The organism is Streptomyces macrolidinus (assembly GCF_023887685.1).
Taxonomy (GTDB): domain Bacteria; phylum Actinomycetota; class Actinomycetes; order Streptomycetales; family Streptomycetaceae; genus Streptomyces; species Streptomyces macrolidinus.
The window spans coordinates 30,425-49,371 of record NZ_JAMWMR010000011.1 but is presented as its reverse complement, the minus strand read 5'-3'; the positions used below and the strand labels follow the sequence as shown (position 1 = coordinate 49,371).

Annotated in this window: 15 protein-coding genes; 5 read left to right on the top strand and 10 right to left on the bottom strand. The window is 68.7% G+C overall.

Features of this window, described 5'->3' with window-relative positions; translation table 11 throughout:
* Positions 1–110: 110 nt before the first annotated feature.
* The 4 genes from rsmG (at position 111) to NGF19_RS14860 (ending at position 4,239) form a co-directional block, all read left to right on the top strand.
* The gene (rsmG, locus tag NGF19_RS14875) at positions 111–827 is read left to right on the top strand and encodes a 16S rRNA (guanine(527)-N(7))-methyltransferase RsmG (RefSeq protein WP_252425362.1); all 717 of its coding nucleotides are present in this window, start codon (positions 111–113) and stop codon (positions 825–827) included.
* A gap of 303 nt (positions 828–1,130) precedes the next feature.
* Positions 1,131–2,204 carry a ParA family protein gene (locus NGF19_RS14870; protein ID WP_289734995.1) on the top strand — a complete coding sequence of 358 codons (1,074 nt, stop codon included), beginning with the start codon at positions 1,131–1,133 and terminating at the stop codon, positions 2,202–2,204.
* Positions 2,201–3,298 carry a ParB/RepB/Spo0J family partition protein gene (locus NGF19_RS14865; RefSeq protein ID WP_252425361.1) on the top strand — a complete coding sequence of 366 codons (1,098 nt, stop codon included), beginning with the start codon at positions 2,201–2,203 and terminating at the stop codon, positions 3,296–3,298. The genes NGF19_RS14870 and NGF19_RS14865 overlap by 4 nt, the downstream gene beginning before the upstream one ends.
* A gap of 323 nt (positions 3,299–3,621) precedes the next feature.
* Positions 3,622–4,239, top strand: a complete 618-nt coding sequence (locus tag NGF19_RS14860) for a GNAT family N-acetyltransferase (protein ID WP_252425360.1) — start codon at positions 3,622–3,624, stop codon at positions 4,237–4,239.
* A 100-nt stretch (positions 4,240–4,339) separates the two neighbouring features.
* Here NGF19_RS14860 and trxA read toward each other — a convergent pair whose 3' ends face one another.
* From trxA to NGF19_RS14825, 7 genes are all read right to left on the bottom strand, one after another.
* Positions 4,340–4,675, bottom strand: coding sequence for a thioredoxin (trxA, locus tag NGF19_RS14855; RefSeq protein ID WP_252425359.1), 336 nt, complete (start codon positions 4,673–4,675; stop codon positions 4,340–4,342).
* Positions 4,676–4,719: 44 nt separating this feature from the next.
* Entirely contained in the window at positions 4,720–5,691 is a 972-nt protein-coding gene (gene trxB, locus NGF19_RS14850) for a thioredoxin-disulfide reductase (protein WP_252425358.1), read from the bottom strand.
* 136 nt (positions 5,692–5,827) lie between these two features.
* The gene (locus tag NGF19_RS14845; protein ID WP_252425357.1) at positions 5,828–6,757 is read right to left on the bottom strand and encodes an anti-sigma factor family protein; all 930 of its coding nucleotides are present in this window, start codon (positions 6,755–6,757) and stop codon (positions 5,828–5,830) included.
* Entirely contained in the window at positions 6,754–7,467 is a 714-nt protein-coding gene (sigM, locus tag NGF19_RS14840) for an RNA polymerase sigma factor SigM (RefSeq protein ID WP_252425356.1), read from the bottom strand. Before sigM ends, NGF19_RS14845 begins: the two co-directional genes overlap by 4 nt.
* A gap of 25 nt (positions 7,468–7,492) precedes the next feature.
* A complete protein-coding gene (locus tag NGF19_RS14835) occupies positions 7,493–9,190 on the bottom strand; it encodes a protein kinase family protein (protein WP_252425355.1) in 1,698 nt (565 codons plus the stop codon).
* Positions 9,191–9,308: 118 nt separating this feature from the next.
* Positions 9,309–11,579, bottom strand: a complete 2,271-nt coding sequence (murJ, locus tag NGF19_RS14830) for a murein biosynthesis integral membrane protein MurJ (protein WP_252425354.1) — start codon at positions 11,577–11,579, stop codon at positions 9,309–9,311.
* Positions 11,580–11,624: 45 nt separating this feature from the next.
* Entirely contained in the window at positions 11,625–14,048 is a 2,424-nt protein-coding gene (locus NGF19_RS14825) for a DUF6049 family protein (protein ID WP_252425353.1), read from the bottom strand.
* A gap of 276 nt (positions 14,049–14,324) precedes the next feature.
* On the opposite strand from NGF19_RS14825, the gene NGF19_RS14820 reads away from it, so the two are divergent.
* Positions 14,325–15,794, top strand: coding sequence for a CCA tRNA nucleotidyltransferase (locus NGF19_RS14820; RefSeq protein ID WP_252425352.1), 1,470 nt, complete (start codon positions 14,325–14,327; stop codon positions 15,792–15,794).
* A gap of 105 nt (positions 15,795–15,899) precedes the next feature.
* Here NGF19_RS14820 and NGF19_RS14815 read toward each other — a convergent pair whose 3' ends face one another.
* From NGF19_RS14815 to NGF19_RS14805, 3 genes are all read right to left on the bottom strand, one after another.
* The gene (locus NGF19_RS14815; protein WP_252425351.1) at positions 15,900–16,394 is read right to left on the bottom strand and encodes an LppU/SCO3897 family protein; all 495 of its coding nucleotides are present in this window, start codon (positions 16,392–16,394) and stop codon (positions 15,900–15,902) included.
* Positions 16,395–16,511: 117 nt separating this feature from the next.
* Positions 16,512–17,774 carry an MFS transporter gene (locus NGF19_RS14810; protein ID WP_252425350.1) on the bottom strand — a complete coding sequence of 421 codons (1,263 nt, stop codon included), beginning with the start codon at positions 17,772–17,774 and terminating at the stop codon, positions 16,512–16,514.
* A gap of 76 nt (positions 17,775–17,850) precedes the next feature.
* The gene (locus NGF19_RS14805) at positions 17,851–18,933 is read right to left on the bottom strand and encodes an inositol-3-phosphate synthase (RefSeq protein ID WP_252425349.1); all 1,083 of its coding nucleotides are present in this window, start codon (positions 18,931–18,933) and stop codon (positions 17,851–17,853) included.
* Positions 18,934–18,947 lie beyond the last annotated feature (14 nt).

Genomic DNA, 18,947 nt, shown 5'->3' with positions numbered 1-18,947 from the left:
GAACTTTGTCAGCCTGGTAGTTCCTCACGGCTGTGGTCATGGCAGCCGGGAGCCCTGATAGCCCTGGTTCTGCGCTCAGTGCGCTCATGCGGTACGGAAGGACGGTCCCCGTGACGGAAGCAGCAGAGCTTCCCCCTGCTCCCGAGCAGGCGCGCGAGGTGTTCGGTGATCGCTACGCGGACGCGGTCCGCTATGCGGAGCTGCTTGCCGAGGCAGGTGTGCAGCGTGGTCTGATCGGACCGCGGGAAGTGCCCCGTCTGTGGGAGCGGCACCTGCTGAACTGTGCGGTCCTCTCCGAGGTCGTGCCCGAGGGCGTGACCGTGTGCGATGTCGGTTCGGGCGCCGGTCTGCCCGGCATCCCGCTTGCGCTCGTCCGTGAGGACTTGAAGATCACGCTGCTCGAGCCGCTGCTGCGGCGGACCAACTTCCTCACCGAGGTCGTCGAGATGCTCGGCCTCGACCATGTGACGGTCGTCCGCGGCCGTGCCGAGGAGGTCATGGGTAAGATCCCGCAGGTCCATGTCGTTACCGCCCGTGCCGTGGCCCCGCTGGACCGCCTGGCCACCTGGGGTATCCCGCTGCTGCGTCCCTATGGGGAGATGCTTGCTCTCAAGGGCGATACCGCGGAGGAAGAGCTGAAGAGCGCTGCTTCCGCTCTGAGCAAGCTCGGCGCCGTGGAGACGTCCATCCTGCATGTCGGTGACGGGATCGTGGATCCGCTGTCGACCGTGGTGCGGGTGGAGGTCGGGGAGAGCCCCGGCGGTGTGCGGTTCGCGGCGAAGCGAGCGAAGGCGGCTCGGGCGGGACGGGCCCGCCGTCGTCGCTGACGGTGGACATCCGGGTACGTTCAGGTACTCCACCCCAGCACCCAAACCTGCCTGACACGGAGTGTCGCGGGGGTTCGGTCAGAGCTGCTGTGCATCGTGTTTCACGTGAAACGTCGCTCACTGCTGCACGGCATCATCAGTCGTGGCCGGGCTGCGGCCGAACCCCGTGACCGTAGGCCCCTCGGATCCCTCGAAGAACCGTCGCCTCGCGGAGCCTTGTCCCCCGTAGAGGGAACGGAGTTGTCCACAGAGGTGGATTTCTCCACAGAAGACCGGACCTCACTGGTTCACGACCCCGAAGGCATGGGAGGCTCTGTTCACTGTGAGCCTGAAGTCGAGGAGAGTGAATCCTTGCGGTCCGACGCCAACATCGCGGGACCGATGACCGATCCGGTCCCCGGTCCCCGTACCGAGTCGATGGGGGAGGGTGTTTCACGTGAAACACCGCCCCCGATGGACGAGACACCCATCGGTCGTGCTGCCCAACGTGCGGTGGAGGCGATGGGTCGGGTCGGTGAAGGGCTGCCACGCCCCAGTCAGACCCGTGTCATCGTGGTGGCCAATCAGAAGGGCGGGGTGGGGAAGACCACGACGACGGTCAATCTCGCCGCCTCCCTCGCTCTGCACGGTGGCCGCGTCCTGGTGATCGACCTCGACCCTCAGGGCAACGCGTCCACCGCGCTGGGGATCGACCATCACGCGGATGTCCCCTCCATCTACGACGTGTTGGTCGAGAGCAAGCCGCTCGCGGAGGTCGTCCAGCCGGTCTCCGATGTCGAAGGTCTCTTCTGCGCCCCCGCCACGATCGATCTCGCCGGTGCGGAGATCGAGCTGGTGTCCCTGGTCGCGCGAGAGAGTCGACTGGAACGGGCGATCCAGGCCTATGAGCAGCCGCTGGACTACATCCTCATCGACTGCCCGCCCTCGCTGGGCCTGCTGACCGTCAATGCACTGGTCGCCGGTCAGGAGGTGCTCATCCCGATCCAGTGCGAGTACTACGCGCTGGAGGGCCTCGGGCAACTGCTGCGCAATGTCGACCTGGTGCGGGGGCATCTCAACCCCGCTCTGCATGTGTCGACCATTCTGCTCACCATGTACGACGGCCGGACGCGCCTGGCGTCCCAGGTCGCGGAAGAGGTGCGCAGCCACTTCAGCGACGAGGTGCTGAGGACGAGCATCCCGCGCTCGGTCCGTATCTCCGAGGCGCCGAGCTATGGGCAGACGGTGCTGACCTACGATCCAGGATCAAGCGGTGCTCTCTCTTACCTTGAGGCGGCACGCGAAATCGCGCTGAAGGGTGTGGGCGTCGCGTACGACGCACAGCACGCTCACAACGGCGCCCAGACGGAACAGAGCATGGCGGAGGGGATGCAGTGAGCGAACGACGGAGGGGTGGACTGGGCCGTGGTCTGGGCGCACTGATCCCTGCTGCCCCGACAGGAGAGAAGTCGGCAGCCGCGGGTGGGCTGGGTGGCGGTGCGTCCGTCTCCTCGGCACCCCTGCTGGCGACGGACCGGGGAGTGGCGGCTGCGAAGGTGGCCACGCTCCCGCCTGTTTCACGTGAAACCGAGGAGCCGTCGGCGCACCGCCCTGCGGGAACGCCCGCGCCTCCCGTGGGGGCCCACTTCGCCGAGTTGCCCCTCGACTCCATCACCCCGAACCCCCGGCAGCCCCGTGAGGTGTTCGACGACGACGCGCTCGCCGAGCTGATCACCTCCATCAAGGAGGTCGGGCTTCTCCAGCCCATCGTGGTCCGGCAGATGGGCCCGGGACGCTACGAACTCATCATGGGCGAGCGGCGGTGGCGAGCCTGCAGAGAGGCCGGCCTCGAAGCCATCCCGGCGATCGTGCGCGCGACGGAGGACGAGAAGCTCCTTCTGGACGCCCTTCTGGAGAACCTGCACCGGGCGCAGTTGAACCCGCTGGAAGAGGCCGCCGCCTATGACCAGCTCCTCAAGGACTTCAACTGCACGCACGATCAGCTCGCGGACCGTATCGGCCGGTCCCGTCCGCAGGTCTCCAACACCCTGCGACTGTTGAAGCTGTCCCCGGCGGTGCAGCGCCGGGTGGCCGCCGGTGTCCTGTCCGCAGGACATGCTCGGGCTCTGCTGTCCGTCGAGGACTCGGAGGAGCAGGACAGGCTGGCCCACCGCATCGTGGCCGAGGGGCTGTCCGTGCGGGCCGTCGAGGAGATCGTCACCCTCATGGGGTCGCGGCCCCAGAGCGCCACCCGGTCCAAGGGGCCGCGTGCCGGGAGCCGGGTCTCTCCCGCGCTCAACGAGTTGGCCACGCGGCTCTCCGACCGCTTCGAGACCCGGGTCAAGGTCGACCTCGGTCAGAAGAAGGGCAAGATCACCGTCGAGTTCGCGTCGATGGAGGATCTGAAGAGGATCCTGGGCACGCTTGCTCCGGGCGAGGGGCCGGTCATCCAGCAGGGCCTGGACGGCGGTGCCGAGGAGTCCGAGGACTGAGCGGACGAAGCGTGTCGATGTCCGAACGACCGACCGCCAGGCGGGTCGTGCCCGGTACACACCGGACACGACCCGCTCTTTGCTTTCAGGCGGTGTCGACGGAATCGCATCCTGGATACGATGCGATCAGATAGGGCGCATCCATCCGGCAGGGCCGTGATCGGGGAGGCGGGGGCCATGCGAACCGTGAGCCGTGGCGGTCTGGTGGCCGCAGGCCTGAGCCTGGGGGCGGTCGGCGGGTTCGTCGGCAGCCTGCTCCGGGAGCGGAGTGCTCTGACAGCCGCCCGCGACGCGGCGGGCGAAGGAAGCGAGGAACTGCCTTCATGGGGCGTCGGCTCGTACCGCTCACGCTGGACAACCTTCCGGACCTCCCCCATCGCTGCGGCTCATGCGTCTTCTGGGAGCTGGACCCGGTCAGTGGCGAAGCCGCGGTAAAGGCCGGTACCGCTGCTCTGGAGAAGGAGGCCTGGATCTCCGCCGTGCTGCTGGACTGGGGTTCCTGCGGCCGGGTGGTCTACGTGGCCGACGTACCGGTGGGCTTCGTGCTGTACGCGCCGCCCGCCTACGTACCCCGCTCCACCGCGTTCCCCACGAGTCCGGTGTCGCCGGACGCGGTGCAACTGATGACTGCCTTCGTCATGCCGGGCTATCAGGGACAAGGGCTCGGCCGCGTGATGGTCCAGACGGTTGCCAAGGATCTGCTGCGCCGCGGCTTCAAGGCGATCGAAGCCTTCGGTGATGCGCGTTGGAAGGAGCCTGCGTGCCTGCTGCCCGCCGACCACCTCCTGGCGGTGGGGTTCAAGACCGTGCGCCCGCACCCCACGTACCCGAGACTGCGGCTGGAGCTGCGGACCACGCTCTCCTGGAAGGAGGATGTGGAGCTGGCGCTCGACCGCCTCCTCGGAGCCGTACAGAAGGAACCGGCGCTGCGACCGCTGTGACTGTCACTTCTCTTCCGCATGACAATGGGCCAGCCCCGAAGGGCCGGCCCATCCGTGTTTCACGTGAAACATGCCGCCGTGCCGAGGCGGCGGTCACCGGTCACTTGGCGGTGATGAAGTCCTCGAGGTCACGGACGATCGCGGCCTTCGGCTTGGCGCCGACGATGGTCTTGGCGACCTCGCCACCCTGGTAGACGTTCAGGGTCGGGATCGACATGACGCCGTACTTGGCGGCCGTGGTCGGGTTCTCGTCGATGTTGAGCTTGACGACCTCGATCTTGTCGCCGTACTCGGCGGCGATGGCCTCGAGGGACGGGGCGATCTGGCGGCACGGGCCGCACCAGGCGGCCCAGAAGTCCACCAGGACGGGCTTGTCGCTCTTGAGGACGTCCTGCTCGAAGGAGTCGTCGGTCACGTTCTTCAGGGTGCCGGCCACGGTGGGCTCCTTAACTTCGGTGATGCGGTGGGGGAAGAGGGGGGTCAGACGGTGGTCTTCTCGGGCTCGGCCTGCTGGTCGCTGTCGGCGAGAGCGGCGAGGAAGCGCTCGGCGTCGAGAGCGGCGGAGCAGCCTGTACCGGCAGCGGTGATCGCCTGGCGGTAGGTGTGGTCCACCACGTCGCCGGCGGCGAAGACGCCAGTGAGGTTGGTACGCGTGGAGGGGGCGTCCACCTTGAGGTAGCCCTCCTCGTCGAGGTTGAGCTGACCCTTGAAGAGTTCGGTCCGCGGGTCGTGACCGATGGCGATGAACAGGCCGGTCACCGGCAGCTCGCTGAGCTCTCCGGTCTTCAGGTTCCGCAGCGTGAGACCCTCCAGCTTCGGGTCACCCTTGATCTCCGCGACCTCGCTGTCCCAGATGAACTTGATCTTCGGGTCGGCGAAGGCGCGCTCCTGCATCGCCTTGGAGGCACGCAGGGTGTCGCGGCGGTGGACGATCGTCACGGACTTGGCGAAGCGGGAGAGGAAGGTCGCTTCCTCCATCGCGGTGTCGCCACCGCCGATCACGGCGATGTCCTGGTCCTTGAAGAAGAAGCCGTCGCACGTGGCGCACCACGAAACGCCGCGTCCGGAGAGGGCGTCCTCGTTCGGCAGGCCCAGCTTGCGGTGCTGGGAGCCGGTGGTGACGATGACGGCCTTCGCCTGGTGGACCGTACCGGCGGTGTCCGTGACGGTCTTGATCTCACCGGTGAGGTCCACGGAGACGACATCGTCCGGAACCAGCTCGGCACCGAAGCGCTCGGCCTGCGCGCGCATGTTGTCCATGAGCTCGGGGCCCATGATGCCGTCCTGGAAGCCGGGGAAGTTCTCCACCTCGGTGGTGTTCATCAGCGCGCCACCCGCGGTGACAGCGCCCTCGAACACCAGCGGCTTCAGCGACGCGCGCGCGGTGTAGAGCGCCGCCGTGTAGCCGGCGGGCCCGGAGCCGATGATGATCACGTTACGAACGTCGCTCACGGCCTGATTCCTCGTCTCTGGAGACTGCTGCTACTGCCGGTGGGAGCCTGTATCAGTACTCTCACCCCACCCAACGGATCCTAAGGGGCACGCATTCCCGGTGTGGCGGGGCACACGAAGGCAGGGGAGGGATGCCTCAGGAGCGGGTGTACGAGTGGGTCAGCAGCACCCTGCCCGGCGATGCCGAGCCCTGCATCACGCATGCCGCGTCGACGAGGTAGGCCGTGACCTTCGAGGTGTCGGAGGCGTCGGGCGTGACCACGAGATAGACGACCGTCCCCCGGTACACACCCTTGTCGGCGGCGATCACGGTTTCGCTGCTCCGGATCCCCTGCTCTATGCAACTCGGCACGGGGACGGTGGCGCCCTGGGACATCGTGTTCTGTCGCCCGGTCGCGGCCCCCGTCGGGTCGGGGTCGGACTCGATACCCCAGGGCTTGGTGCTCCCGGAACGCTTCTCGCTCGGCCTGCTCGCGGCGAGCAGGCCTGCCACCTGACTCTTCAGGGTGCCCTCGGAGTAGGTGTGCGCCGCGTCGGTGTGCTGCCGTGTGGCCGTCGGCGCAGCAGCGGTATTCGTGTCGTCGCTCAGCGTCCGCACCAGCAGTGTGCCCAAGCCCAGGGCGGCGGCGGTGAAGACGGCTCCCAGGGCGACCACCCTGCGCGTGCCCCGCCGGGTGCGCTTCGTACGGCCTGGCCCGGTGGCCGCACGGGCATGACCCGAGGGGCGATCGGACGGAGAAGAGGGCGATGTTTCACGTGAAACAGGGAGGACGGCAGGAGCAACGGTCGCGGTGTCGGAGGCGGACGCGATCGCATCCGGGAGGGGCTCCGCGGCGAGAGCGGCGTCGATGCGCAGCGCTACGTCGTCAGGCATCCGCGGTGGGTCCGCGAGGGTGTTCATGAGGCCACGGATCTCCGCCAGAGAGTCGTAGACGTCGGCGCAGGGAGCGCAGTCGTCCAGATGCCGTCGCACGTCAGCGTCGCGGGAAGGCGGAAGGATGCCTTCGCTGAGGTCGGAGAGTTCCTCGACCTCCGGGTGCTCGGCCATGTCGGTCGTGGATGTCACGCTCGCTCACCTCCGCCCTTCGCAGCCGCTGAATCGCTCGCTCCCGCGTCACGTGGTCCCGCCGGGGGTGGGACGGATGCCCCGTGCACCCGGTTCCGCCCGACGTCCGATGTCCCGGCTTCCTCGCCGCCGTCCGCTGTCCGTAGATGCGTGAGCAGCGGCAGCAGCCTGGCTCTGCCTCGAGCGCAACGACTCTTCACCGTTCCGGTCGGAACGTCGAGGATGCGGGCGGCTTCCGCCACCGGGTAGCCCTGCATGTCCACGAGGACAAGGGCGGCCCGCTGGTCGGGGGGAAGGGTGCCCAGGGCTTTGAGTAACTCGCGGTGCAGATCATTGCGCTCGGCCGGTGCGGACGCCGCCTCGTGCGGCTCCATGAGCTGCTCCAGCCGTTCCGCGTCGTCGACCGGCGAGGTCCTTCTGGATGCCGCCTTGCGGGCGCGGTCCAGGCAGGCGTTCACCGTGATCCGGTGGAGCCAGGTGGTGACGGCCGACCGTCCGCGAAAGGTGTGGGCGGCCCGGTAGGCGGAGACCAGGGCGTCCTGGACGGCGTCGGCGGCTTCCTCGCGGTCCCCCAGCGTCCGCAGCGCCACCGCCCAGAGCCGGTCGCGATGCCGGCGCACGAGCTCACCGAAGGCGTCGGGGTCGCCTTCGACATGGCGGGCGAGCAGATCGGGGTCGCTCACGTCGACGTATCCGGTGCCGTCCGCCATCAGCCCCCTCCCCTTCGGTGAGACGTCAGCCCAAGAACTTCACTTCGGTGATGGCCTGCTTGTAGCCGCTCTTGGAGTAAGCGCTCGGGTCCTCGCCGGAGTACGGCACGGCGGTGAGCCATACGAGGACGTGCTGAGTCTTCACCGGCTTGGTCAGCTTCACCGTGGCGGTGGTTCCGCTCGTCGTGACGCTGCCGATCTTCTTCGACGACGTCGGTGATTCGGCGGCGTACAGGTCGACCGTCGTGTGATTGCCTCCGTACCGGAGTCCGATGGTCGCCGAATCCAGTTCCTGCGCCGATCCGAGGTCGTAGACGATCCCGACGCCCGGCTTGTACGGCGCGAGGGTCGGACCGTCCAGGAAGGTGTTGGTCTTCCAGTACGTCGAGGCGTTGCCGTCGTAGGTCTTGCCGACGTCGTTGGGGTGCTGGGCCTCGCCCTTCGCGACGTACTCCTGCGCGCCCTGGATCTTCAGCGGGGCGACCTTCTTCTTCTCGTCCCCCGACTTGCCGTCGTCGTCCTGCGGCTGCGTCTGGTTCGTGTCCGACTTCTTGCCCTGCTCCATGAGCGCTTCCGCGAGCTGCCAGCTACCGAGGCCCAGCGCGGCGATGAGCAGCGCCGAGACGGCCCACTTGAGGGCCTTGCCGGTGCGGCTCTGAAGAGGCGGCGGCGGGGTCGGTACCGGCTGTGTGACGCCGAGCGGGGGCGCGGGCCGGCCGTAGGTGCCCTGCTGGTACGTCGTGCGCTGGTACTCGGGCGGCGCTGTGAACGTGGGCTCCGGCGGGCGGATGCGGGGCATCTCACCGATCGCCTTCACCAGCTCCTCGGGCGTGGTGCACGGGGACTCATGGCGGGAGGCGGTGGCACCGTCGTTGGCAAGAGCGCGCATGGCCAGCTCGGACAGGCCGCGGTGGATGCCCGCGCGCACCTGGTCGGGCGCGATCAGGCCCACGCCCTTGGGGAGCCCGGACAGGCCGTAGGCGTCGTCCTCGTACGGCCAGCGCTGGGTGAGAGCGGCGTACAGAAGCGCGCCGATGGCTTCCGTGTCGGTGCGCTGCGGGGTGTCGGAGCTGATGCCGCGCAGCGCGGCGTTCACGGCGAGGCCGCGGATGCGCCACTGACCGGTGGAGGCGCGCAGGACGGTACCCGGGTTCAGTCGCAGATGGGAGAGGCCCTCGCGGTGGGCGGCGGCCATCGCCTGGGAGACCTGGGTGACCATCTGGTAGGCGTCGTGGGCCTCCAGGGGACCGGCAGCGAGCAGCGCGGTCAGCTCGGTGGCGTCGGGCAGCCACTCGTGGACGACGTAGACGAGGTCGTCCTCTTCGACGGCGTCCAGGACCTGCACGAAGCGGGGGTCCCCGAGCAGCGCGGAGGCACGGGCGGCGGCCAGTACGGAGCGGGCCCGCGCATGGCTCGCGGGCAGGATGTGCACCCCGACGGCGCGGCGGAGCTTCTCGTCCACCGCACGCCAACTGCTGAATCCGTCCAGACGGGTGACGCACTCCTCGAGGCGGTAGCGCCTGGCGAGCTTGTGGCCGCTGTGCAATTCGGGTGGTGAGGCCTCCCCGGGCCGCTCGGGCCCGCCGTTCCCGCGCGCCTCGTCGGCGTCCGTGTCCCGTTCCTGGGCCACCCCGTCGGACGTGGACTGGTCCGCCTTGGCGGTCAGCGACTCATCGCCGCTGGTGTCTGCCACGTCGACGGCAGCCGTGCTCCGTTCCGCCACCGTCGTTCCTGCCTCCCCATCCGTTGCGCGCTCTCCGACGCAGAAACCAATTGTGCCCACAGTCCGTCGCTATGCACGACACACAGCGGCGGACGATGGTTGTGCGCCTACCCCCGCCTCAGCGCCCCAGACGCCCGCGGACCATGCCGACCATCGAGTTGAGTTCCTCGATGCGCATCTTCCGTGCGGCGACGTAGAAGGTCCCGAGGAGAAGAACGCCACCGCCGACCAGGGCGGCGAACGAGCCGCCGACGCCCTGGCCCAGCGTGTGCCCGATTCCGTAGCAGGCCGCGCCGCTCAGCAGCGCGGCCGGCACCGAGGCGATGCACAGGCGCGCGTACGTCCGCAGGACGCGGGAGCCGTCGAGGTCGCCGCCGATCCGCTTGCGCAGACGGCTCCAGGCGACGCCCACGCCGGTGGCATAGGCAAGACCGTAGGCGGCGGCCATGCCGACCACGGCCCAGCGGGCCGGGAGCAGGAAGTAGCACAGAGCCGAGGCGCCCGCGTTGACCCCGGCCACGATGACGGTGTTGTAGAAGGGCGTCCGGGTGTCTTCGTAGGCGTAGAAGGCGCGCAGGACGACGTACTGCACGGAGTACGGGATCAGGCCGAGGCCGAAGGCCATCAGCATGTACCCCATGTTGGTGGCCTCGCTGGTGCCCGAGGAGCCGAACATCAGCGTGCACATCGGGATGCCGAGCGAGAGGAAGCCGAAGGCGACCGGCACGATGGCGACCGCCGTGGTGCGCAGGCCCTGGGAGACGTCGTCACGGATCGCACCGTGGTCGTTCTCGGCGGCCGAGCGGGAGAGCCGCGGCAGCAGGGCGGCCATCAGCGAGACGGTGATGATGGCCTGCGGCAGGCCCCAGATCAACTGGGCGTTGGCGTAGGCGGCGTAGCCGGTGCCGTCGACGGGCGAGTGCTTGCCGGCCGAGGTGGAGAGCTGGCTGACCACGATCAGGCCGGCCTGGTTGGCGAGGACGAAGAGAAGCGTCCACTTGGCGAGGGCCGCGGCCTTTCCGAGCCCGTGCCCCCGCCAGTCGAAGCGCAGGCGAAGACGGAATCCGCTCTCGCGCAGGTAGGGGAACATCGCGAGGGCCTGGACGACCAGACCCAGCAGGATGCCGACACCGAGGAGCCGCTGGCCTTCGGCCGGAATGGTCGACACCTTCATACCGGAGTCGGCCGCGGTGCCGTACACCCAGATGAACGCGCCGAGCGTCACGATGATGACGATGTTGTTCAGGACCGGCGTCCACATCATCGCGCCGAACCTGCCGCGCGCGTTGAGGATCTGCCCCATCACCACATGGACGCCCATGAAGAAGATCGAAGGGACGAAGTAGCGGACGAAGGTGACGCCGACCTCGTTGGCCGCCGGATCGCCGGCCACGGACGGGGACATCAGACGGACCAGCAGCGGTGCCGCGAGGATCGCGAGAGCGGTGAGGGCACCCAGCGCGACCATGACCAGGGTCAGTAGCCGGTTCGCGTACGCCTCGCCGCCGTCCTCGTCCTCCTTCATGGCTCGCACGAGCTGGGGTACGAAGACGGAGTTGAGGCCGCCGCCCACGGTCAGGACATAGATCATCGTCGGCAGCGTGTAGGCGACCTGGAAGGTGTCGCCGAGCAGGCCGATGCCCAGTGCGGCGACGACCATCGCGGAACGGACGAAGCCGGTGAGGCGGGAGACCATCGTGCCCGCCGCCATCACCGCGCTGGACTTCAGCAGGCCCGAGGCCCGCCCGCCCTTCTTCGCCTCCGCGGGCGCGGCTGCCGGTGCGGCTTCCGCCGTTGAGGGAGGCATGGGGGTGTACGGCGCGGCCGACGCGGGTGCGGGGGCGTAGGCGGGGCCGGGGTAAGGCCCCGGTGCGGGGCCCGAGCCGGGTGCGGTCGGCGGCTGCATGGCGTAGGGCTGCCCGCCGCTCTGCTGCTGGTCCCGGAAGAGATGAGCGAAGGCGTCCGGTTCGGGGCTCTCCTCACCGGCTTGGGCGGCCAGGCCGTTGACGCCCCCGAACTGCGTCGTACGGGGAGCCTCCCCGTACGGCAGATGCTGCGCGGGACCGGCAGACGTCGGCGGCTGGGTCCATACGCGCGGGTCGTGGGCGTCGTACTGCGGCGTCGGCTGTCCGTGCGACGGCTGCTGCGGCTGGTACGCGCCCGCAGGCGGCGGAGGGGGCGCGGCGTGGTCGTAGAGCGCCTCGGTCACCGGATCCTGCGCGGACAGGTCCTGCGCCCGGTAGGGGTCCTGGCCGTAGGCGTCCCGGACATACGCGTCTGCCGGAGGCGGCCACGGCACCTGACCGGAGCCGTGCGGCGGCGGACCCTCGGGGTGGCCCGAGCTGCCCGCGGCGCCCTGCCCGCGGTCACCGTCGTACGGCGCGTTCATGGTTACCCCACCTCATCGTCCCTGGCCCACCGGCCACGACATCGCTCAACGCTCCACCTTCTCACCCGTGCCGGACGGGTCGGAGCTTCCCGGAGCGGTGTCCGGGGCCGGGTCACCCTGGTGCTCCGGGTCGTCTTCCCCGGCCCGCGCGGCCGATTCCTTCTCGGGTGACGCCGTGGATCCTGAGGTGTCGTCAGTGCCCACCGCACCGTCCCCGGCCTCGCTCGGTCCCCCGTCGTCCGTGGCGGAGTCCGGGCTCTTGGACTGCTCCTCGGCCTGCCGTGCGGCGATGCGCTTGCGCTGGGTGTACATGCGGAATCCGGCGAGCACCAGCAACAGGACACCACCGGCGATGACGAGCATCACCGTCGGCGTGATCTCGGTGACGTTCACATCGAAGGTGACGGCGGGGCCGTAGGCCTGGCCGTCCTCCGTGTAGAGCTGGGCGACCACGGCGGCCCGGCCGTTGGCGTTGGCCGCTGTGGGGAACTTCACCGACTGGCTGTGCCCGCCCGAGATGGTGATGGGCTGCTCCAGGTACGGCCCGTCACCGATCTTCAGCCGGGTCGGCTGCTTCGAGGTGAGCCGCAGGACCAGGTGGTCGACCCCCTGCATGAGGTTGTTCTGCACCGTCACGGGAATCGTGGCACTGCGGCCCGAGAGCTTGGTCTCCGACTTCTCGATCAGCCGGACTTGGTCGGCCAGTACATCGAGGTAGGACTCCACACCTTGGCGGAAGGTGGACGCCTCGGTGGCGTGCCCCCGCCAGGACGTGGACATGGCGCGGTCTATGGCCCGCCCGAAGGGGGTGACGACCCGCGCGGGGTCGGTGAGGATCACCTTGAAGTTGTCGAGCTTGCCCTGCGTGTCCTCGATCTGCTGGAACGCGGACTGCGGCAACTGCGCCTTGCGGAGCGAGGAGGGGTAACCGGACGCGGGCACCTTCGTCGTGGCATTCGGGTCCGGCCTGGCGTCGACGGCCGCGGACAGCTCGTCCGGCTGTGACCAACCGCTGCTCTGGAGCGCGGTGAGCGCGTCGGCCATCGACCGGGCCTGCCCGGCGGATGGCATCCGCTGCGGCGCGATCACGATGCTGCGCTGCTTCTGCGGTTCCTCCAGGCTGATCATCAGGCTCTGGGCCAGGAACTTCTGCACGGCGAGCGTGGAGTCACCGGCCGCGTCCATGTCGCCCTGGAACGCGGTCGAGAGCCGGGCGTCAGCGACCACCGCGGTGGTGCCACCGCCGATGGGGCGCGCCGCGGTGGGCGTGTAGAACAGGCCGCCCGTCTCCTTGAGGCTGTCGCTGCGGGCGATCACCTTGTCGGCACCCGCGGACGTGGCGACCTTGATGATCGAGGGGTCGACGGCGCCGTCCACGGGCCAGGCGAAGTCCGTGTCCGGTTTCACATGGAGGATGGTCTCCACGGTGCTCGCGGCGACGTTCGTGGCGTCCTTGAGGTGGCTGAGGGAGCCCGTGACGTTCTTGCCGTTGTGGGCGAGCGAGGCCAGGTCGGGGTCGGCGAAGGGGAGGGCGACGACCTCCTTGTGCTGGACCGTCTTCTCGAGGTCGGCGAGCCACTGCTTGGCGACGGCCTGGTGCTTGCCCGCCGTGACGGAGTCGCCCTCTCCCTTGATGCTGTAGCTGTCCGTCATCGCGTCGACGGAGGCGAGCAGGTCGGGGTCGACGACCCAGGTGACGTCGAGGTCCTTGCCCAGCGACAGAAGCTGGGAGAGACGGCCGCCGGGAGCGATCTCCTTGGCGAGGTCGTCGTTCTGGAAGACGGGCGTCTGCTCTTGGTTGGGAAGGGTCTCCGAAGCCAGGTGGACCGAGGAGATCAGCGGCCAGAGGTACGTCGTCTTCGTCTTGGTGTCGGCGTTGCCGGACTGCCAGGGCAGGAACGTCCGCTGGATACCGAGCACCTGCTCGTAGGGCTGTGCGACCGTCTGGCCGGAGAGCGAGACGCCCAGCTCGTAGACCCCGGTGGAGCCCAGGTCCAGTTCCTTGACGGGCACCGAGATGCTGAAGTCCTGCTTGGCGCCCGGGGCGAGCCGGGCGACGTCGGCGACGTACTTGCCGCCGACCTCGGGGCCGTCGACACCCGCCAGATATCCGGTGCGCCGGGTGGCGTCGTCGATGGAGGTGCGACTGGTCAGGCGCTGGCCCATGCGCAGCCCCACATGGGCGTCCGTGACCGCCTGCTTGCTCTTGTTGGTGACCGTTCCCGAGAGGGTGAGGGTGTCGCCTTCGGTCGGCAGGCTGGGGCTGAGCGAGTTGAGAGAGACCGCGACCGTACGAGAACCGCCGACCTCCGTCACCGCGCTCTGCTCGGCGGCATGGGCCACCGCACCGGTGGGTAGCTGTACGAGACCGGCCAGCAGGGGCGCGCCCACGAGCAGTGCTCTGGTGCGCCGGAGCCACCGGCGGGCAGGTGAGGGACTCATCCCCTGGAAGTCTGCCGCCTCGGCCACGCGCTCGCCCGTCCCTCGTCGTCAGTGGTCGTCGGAATGTGCGTCCCCGCATCGTAACGATGTGCGCGCAGGCGCAGTGCCGTGGTCCGCCCCACAAGATCGAAACGAAGCCCCCGGCCGTCCGCTATTTCCCGTAACAAGCCGTATCACGTATGTCCGGCACCGAGCCGCATCAAGAGAACCACGGATACGGCATGCACAGGGACGCGTACGGAACGCTTCCGCAGGGTTGATGCAGGCGCCCATGACCGCCGGGGCCACGTACCCTTTTCTGTTGTGCCGAACGCCAATGAAGACAATCCCAGTGCCCTGAGTCAGGTGCAGCACCGCGCGGTGACGGAACTGCTGCGGGTCTCCCCTGTCGCCGACGACCTCGCCCGCCGTTTCCAGAGCGCGGGCTTCTCGCTCGCCCTGGTCGGTGGCTCGGTGCGGGACGCTCTCCTCGGCCGGCTCGGCAATGACCTGGACTTCACGACCGATGCCCGTCCCGAGGACGTCCTGAAGATCATGCGCCCGTGGGCGGACGCCATCTGGGAGGTCGGGATCGCCTTCGGCACCGTCGGCGCCCAGAAGGACGCCCGCGTCGGCGACGCCGTTCAGCGCTTCCAGATCGAGGTGACGACCTACCGGTCGGAGGCGTACGACCGCACGTCCCGCAAGCCCGAGGTGTCGTACGGCGACTCCATCGAGGAGGACCTGGTCCGCCGCGACTTCACGGTCAACGCGATGGCTGTCGCGCTGCCCGAGAAGGAGTTCATCGACCCGCACGGCGGGCTCGGCGACCTCGCGGCCCGGGTGCTGCGCACCCCGGGCACCCCCGAAGAGTCGTTCTCGGACGACCCGCTGCGGATGATGCGCGCCGCACGCTTCGCGGCTCAGTTGGACTTCGAGGTCGCTCCCGAGGTCGTGACGGCCATGAAGGAGATGAACGGCCGTCTGGAGATCGTGTCCGCCGAGCGGGTGCGGGACGAGCTGAACAAGCTGATCCTGTCCGCGCATCCCCGCAAGGGGCTGACGCTGCTGGTCGAGACCGGACTCGCCGACCATGTCCTGCCGGAGCTTCCCTCGCTGCGACTGGAGCGTGACGAGCACCACCGGCACAAGGACGTCTACGACCACACGCTGATCGTGCTGGAGCAGGCGATGGCGCTGGAGGAGAGCGGCCCCGACCTGGCGCTGCGGCTGTCCGCGCTGCTGCACGACATCGGCAAGCCGAGGACGCGCCGCTTCGAGAAGGACGGCCGGGTCTCCTTCCACCATCACGAGGTGGTGGGCGCCAAGATGACCAAGAAGCGTATGACGGCGCTGAAGTACCCCAATGACCTGGTGAAGGATGTCTCACGCCTGGTCGAGCTGCATCTGCGCTTCCACGGCTATGGCACGGGCGAGTGGACGGACTCCGCGGTACGCCGTTATGTCCGTGACGCGGGCCCGCTTCTCGAACGTCTCCACAAGCTGACCCGCTCCGACTGCACGACCCGCAACAAGCGCAAGGCGGCGGCGCTCTCCCGTGCGTACGACGGTCTGGAGAAGCGCATCGCCCATCTGAAGGAGCAGGAGGAACTGGACGCGATCCGCCCCGACCTGGACGGCAACGAGATCATGGAGATCCTCGGCATCCGCCCCGGTCCGGTCGTCGGCCAGGCCTACAAGTTCCTGCTGGAACTCCGCTTGGAGCATGGCCCGATGGGGCGCGACGCGGCAGTGGCGGCGCTCAAGGAGTGGTGGACCGAGCAGGGGTCCTGAGACACAAGCCGCGGTCCCGTTTCACGTGAAACAGGACCGCGGGAGCACCGAAGGGGCGCTGTTTCACGTGAAACAGCGCCCCTTCGGCACATGCAGACCAGCGTGTTACTTGTTCGTCTTCAGGCAGAGCACCACGTCGTGGCCGCCGCCGTACTGGAAGTAAGCGAACTCCGCGTCCTTGACGCCTTCGCACTTGTCCTGGTCTTTGCTGCCGTCGAACTTCTCGACGACCTTGTACTGGGCATCGCTGGACGAGCAGTCGACCTCCTTGAGGTCGGGGTCGGAGGTCGTGCCCTCCTGGTGCATGCAGGCGCCCACCGACGTGGTCTCCGCGTCATTGCGGTTCAGGAACCAGCCCGCTCCGAACTTCAGGCCGATGACGAGAACAGCGACGATGATCGTGCCGATGACGCGCATGGCCTTCTTGCTGACGCGCTTGCCCGGCCCGGCCTGCGGCGGCATCGGCGCGGGTGCACCCTGGTTCGGGAACGGTGCGTACGGACCCTGCGGCGGAACTCCCGGCTGACCGGGCTGCTGCCCCATGGGCGGGGTGGGCTGCTGGGCGTAAGGATTCTGGCCCTGGGGCGGCGGAGTGGTCACTTTTGGGGGTCCCCCTCGAATACGGGTGCGCATGACGCGAATTGAGACGCCCGTAAGGTATCGGCTCGTACTGACAACCCAGAAGCCCCGTGAGGCTCCGTTTCCTTGATGTGACACTTACTGGTGTTCGAACCGGGACATAGCCGCAGCAACTGCCGCGTAGATAACGGCGACTGTGACCACCAGAGTGGCTGAGCGGCCGTCAGGCGGCAGCATCAGGGCGGCGACTCCGGCCGCGCCTACGAAGGCGACGTTGAAGAGGACGTCGTAGACCGAGAAGATCCGGCCACGGAAGCCGTCGTCCACGGTGGACTGGACGATCGTGTCCGTGGAGATCTTCGCGCCCTGTGTGACCAGTCCCAGCACGAACGCCGCGACCAGCATCGGGGCGGTGGCGAACGGCAGGCCGAGCGCAGGTTCCAGAACCGCGGCGACCGCGGCGCACAGCGCGATCCAGCGGCCGGGACCGAGCCGCTTCGCCATCCACGGAGTCACCACGGCCGCGGCGAAGAACCCGGCGCCGGAGATCCCCAGGGCCAGCCCCAGCAGGGCGAGTCCCTCCTGCGGGGTCGAGGACAGGGCGTACCGGCACAGCATCAACACCAGGACCAGGAGCGCGCCGTAGCAGAACCGCATCAGTGTCATCGCCGTGAGCGCCCAGGCGGCCTCCCGCCGCGTGGGCTCCGCAAGATGCCGTATGGCCGCCATCAGGTCGCGTGTGGTGCCGGCGAGGGCCGTTCTCAGCCGCAGGGGTGGCGATCCTCGGTCGGGCCCCAGCAGATCGGGCGCCAGGCTCAGCGCGGTGAGGGCCGCCCCCAGATACAGGGCCGCGCTCAGCAGCACCACCGGCGCGTCGGAGTCGGTGGCCACCAGGCGCACGACGAAGGCGAGGCCGCCGCCCACGCTCGCGGCGAGCGTACCGGCCGTCGGGGAGAGCGAGTTGGCCATCACCAGGCGCTCGGCGTCGACGACGCGGGGCAGCGCCGCGGACAGACCCGCGAGGACGAAGCGGTTGACCGCGGTCACGCACAGCGCGGCGACGTAGAAGAGCCAGTCCGGGACATGGCTCACCATCAGGACGGCCGTCGCACAGGCCAGCAGGACGCGCAGCAGATTGCCGTAGAGGAAGACCTGGCGGCGGCGCCAGTGGTCCAGCAGGACACCCGCGAAGGGGCCGACGAGGGAGTACGGCAGGAGCAGGACGGCCATCGCGGAGGCGATGGCCGCGGCCGAGGTCTCCTTCTCCGGTGAGAAGACGACGTACGCGGCGAGTGCGATCTGGTAGACGCCGTCGGCCCCTTGGGAGAGCAGCCGCAGCGCGAGCAGGCGTCTGAAGCCCCGGAAGCGCAGAAGAACGCGCAGATCACGCACGACGGACATGGGGCACAGCCTCACATACGCGTGGGGTCCCCGGGCACATGGCCCGGGGACCCGTCAGAACCGGGAACCGACGGTCCTAGCGCGCGACCTCGCCGCGGATGAACTTCTCGACGTTCTCCCGGGCCTCGTCGTCGAAGTACTGGACCGGCGGGGACTTCATGAAGTACGACGACGCCGACAGGATCGGGCCGCCGATGCCGCGGTCCTTGGCGATCTTCGCGGCGCGCAGGGCGTCGATGATGACACCCGCGGAGTTCGGGGAGTCCCAGACCTCGAGCTTGTACTCCAGGTTCAGCGGGACGTCACCGAAGGCGCGGCCCTCGAGGCGGACGTAGGCCCACTTGCGGTCGTCCAGCCAGGCCACGTAGTCGGACGGGCCGATGTGGACGTTCTTCTCGCCGAGGTCCCGGTCGGGGATCTGGGAGGTGACGGCCTGCGTCTTGGAGATCTTCTTGGACTCCAGGCGCTCGCGCTCGAGCATGTTCTTGAAGTCCATGTTGCCGCCGACGTTCAACTGCATCGTGCGGTCCAGGATGACACCCCGGTCCTCGAACAGCTTCGCCATGACGCGGTGCGTGATGGTGGCGCCGACCTGGGACTTGATGTCGTCACCGACGATCGGAACGCCCGCCTCGGTGAACTTGTCGGCCCACTCCTTGGTGCCGGCGATGAAGACCGGAAGGGCGTTGACGAAGGCGACCTTGGCGTCGATGGCGCACTGCGCGTAGAACTTCGCCGCGTCCTCGGAGCCGACGGGCAGGTAGCAGACGAGGACGTCGACCTGCCTGTCCTTCAGGACCTGGACGACATCGACCGGGGCCTCGGCGGACTCCTCGATGGTCTCGCGGTAGTACTTGCCGAGACCGTCGAGGGTGTGACCGCGCTGGACCGTCACGCCGGTGGACGGGACGTCGCAGATCTTGATGGTGTTGTTCTCCGACGCGCCGATGGCGTCGGCCAGGTCGAGGCCGACCTTCTTGGCGTCCACGTCGAAGGCGGCGACGAAGTCGACGTCACGGACGTGGTAGTCGCCGAACTGGACGTGCATCAGGCCCGGGACCTTGGACGCCGGGTCGGCGTCCTTGTAGTACTCGACTCCCTGCACCAGCGATGCGGCGCAGTTGCCCACGCCGACGATGGCTACGCGAACCGAACCCATTCCGGTTGCTCCCT

Bases quoted from the DNA above. Each gene is read 5' to 3' on its own strand.
- NGF19_RS14870 (WP_289734995.1), top strand. From the start codon at position 1,131: ATGGGAGGCTCTGTTCACTGTGAGCCTGAAGTCGAGGAGAGTGAATCC.
- NGF19_RS14860 (WP_252425360.1), top strand. From the start codon at position 3,622: ATGGGGCGTCGGCTCGTACCGCTCACGCTGGACAACCTTCCGGACCTC.
- sigM (WP_252425356.1), bottom strand. From the start codon at position 7,467: ATGGCGGACGGCACCGGATACGTCGACGTGAGCGACCCCGATCTGCTC.
- murJ (WP_252425354.1), bottom strand. From the start codon at position 11,579: ATGAACGCGCCGTACGACGGTGACCGCGGGCAGGGCGCCGCGGGCAGC.
- NGF19_RS14810 (WP_252425350.1), bottom strand. From the start codon at position 17,774: ATGTCCGTCGTGCGTGATCTGCGCGTTCTTCTGCGCTTCCGGGGCTTC.
- NGF19_RS14805 (WP_252425349.1), bottom strand. From the start codon at position 18,933: ATGGGTTCGGTTCGCGTAGCCATCGTCGGCGTGGGCAACTGCGCCGCA.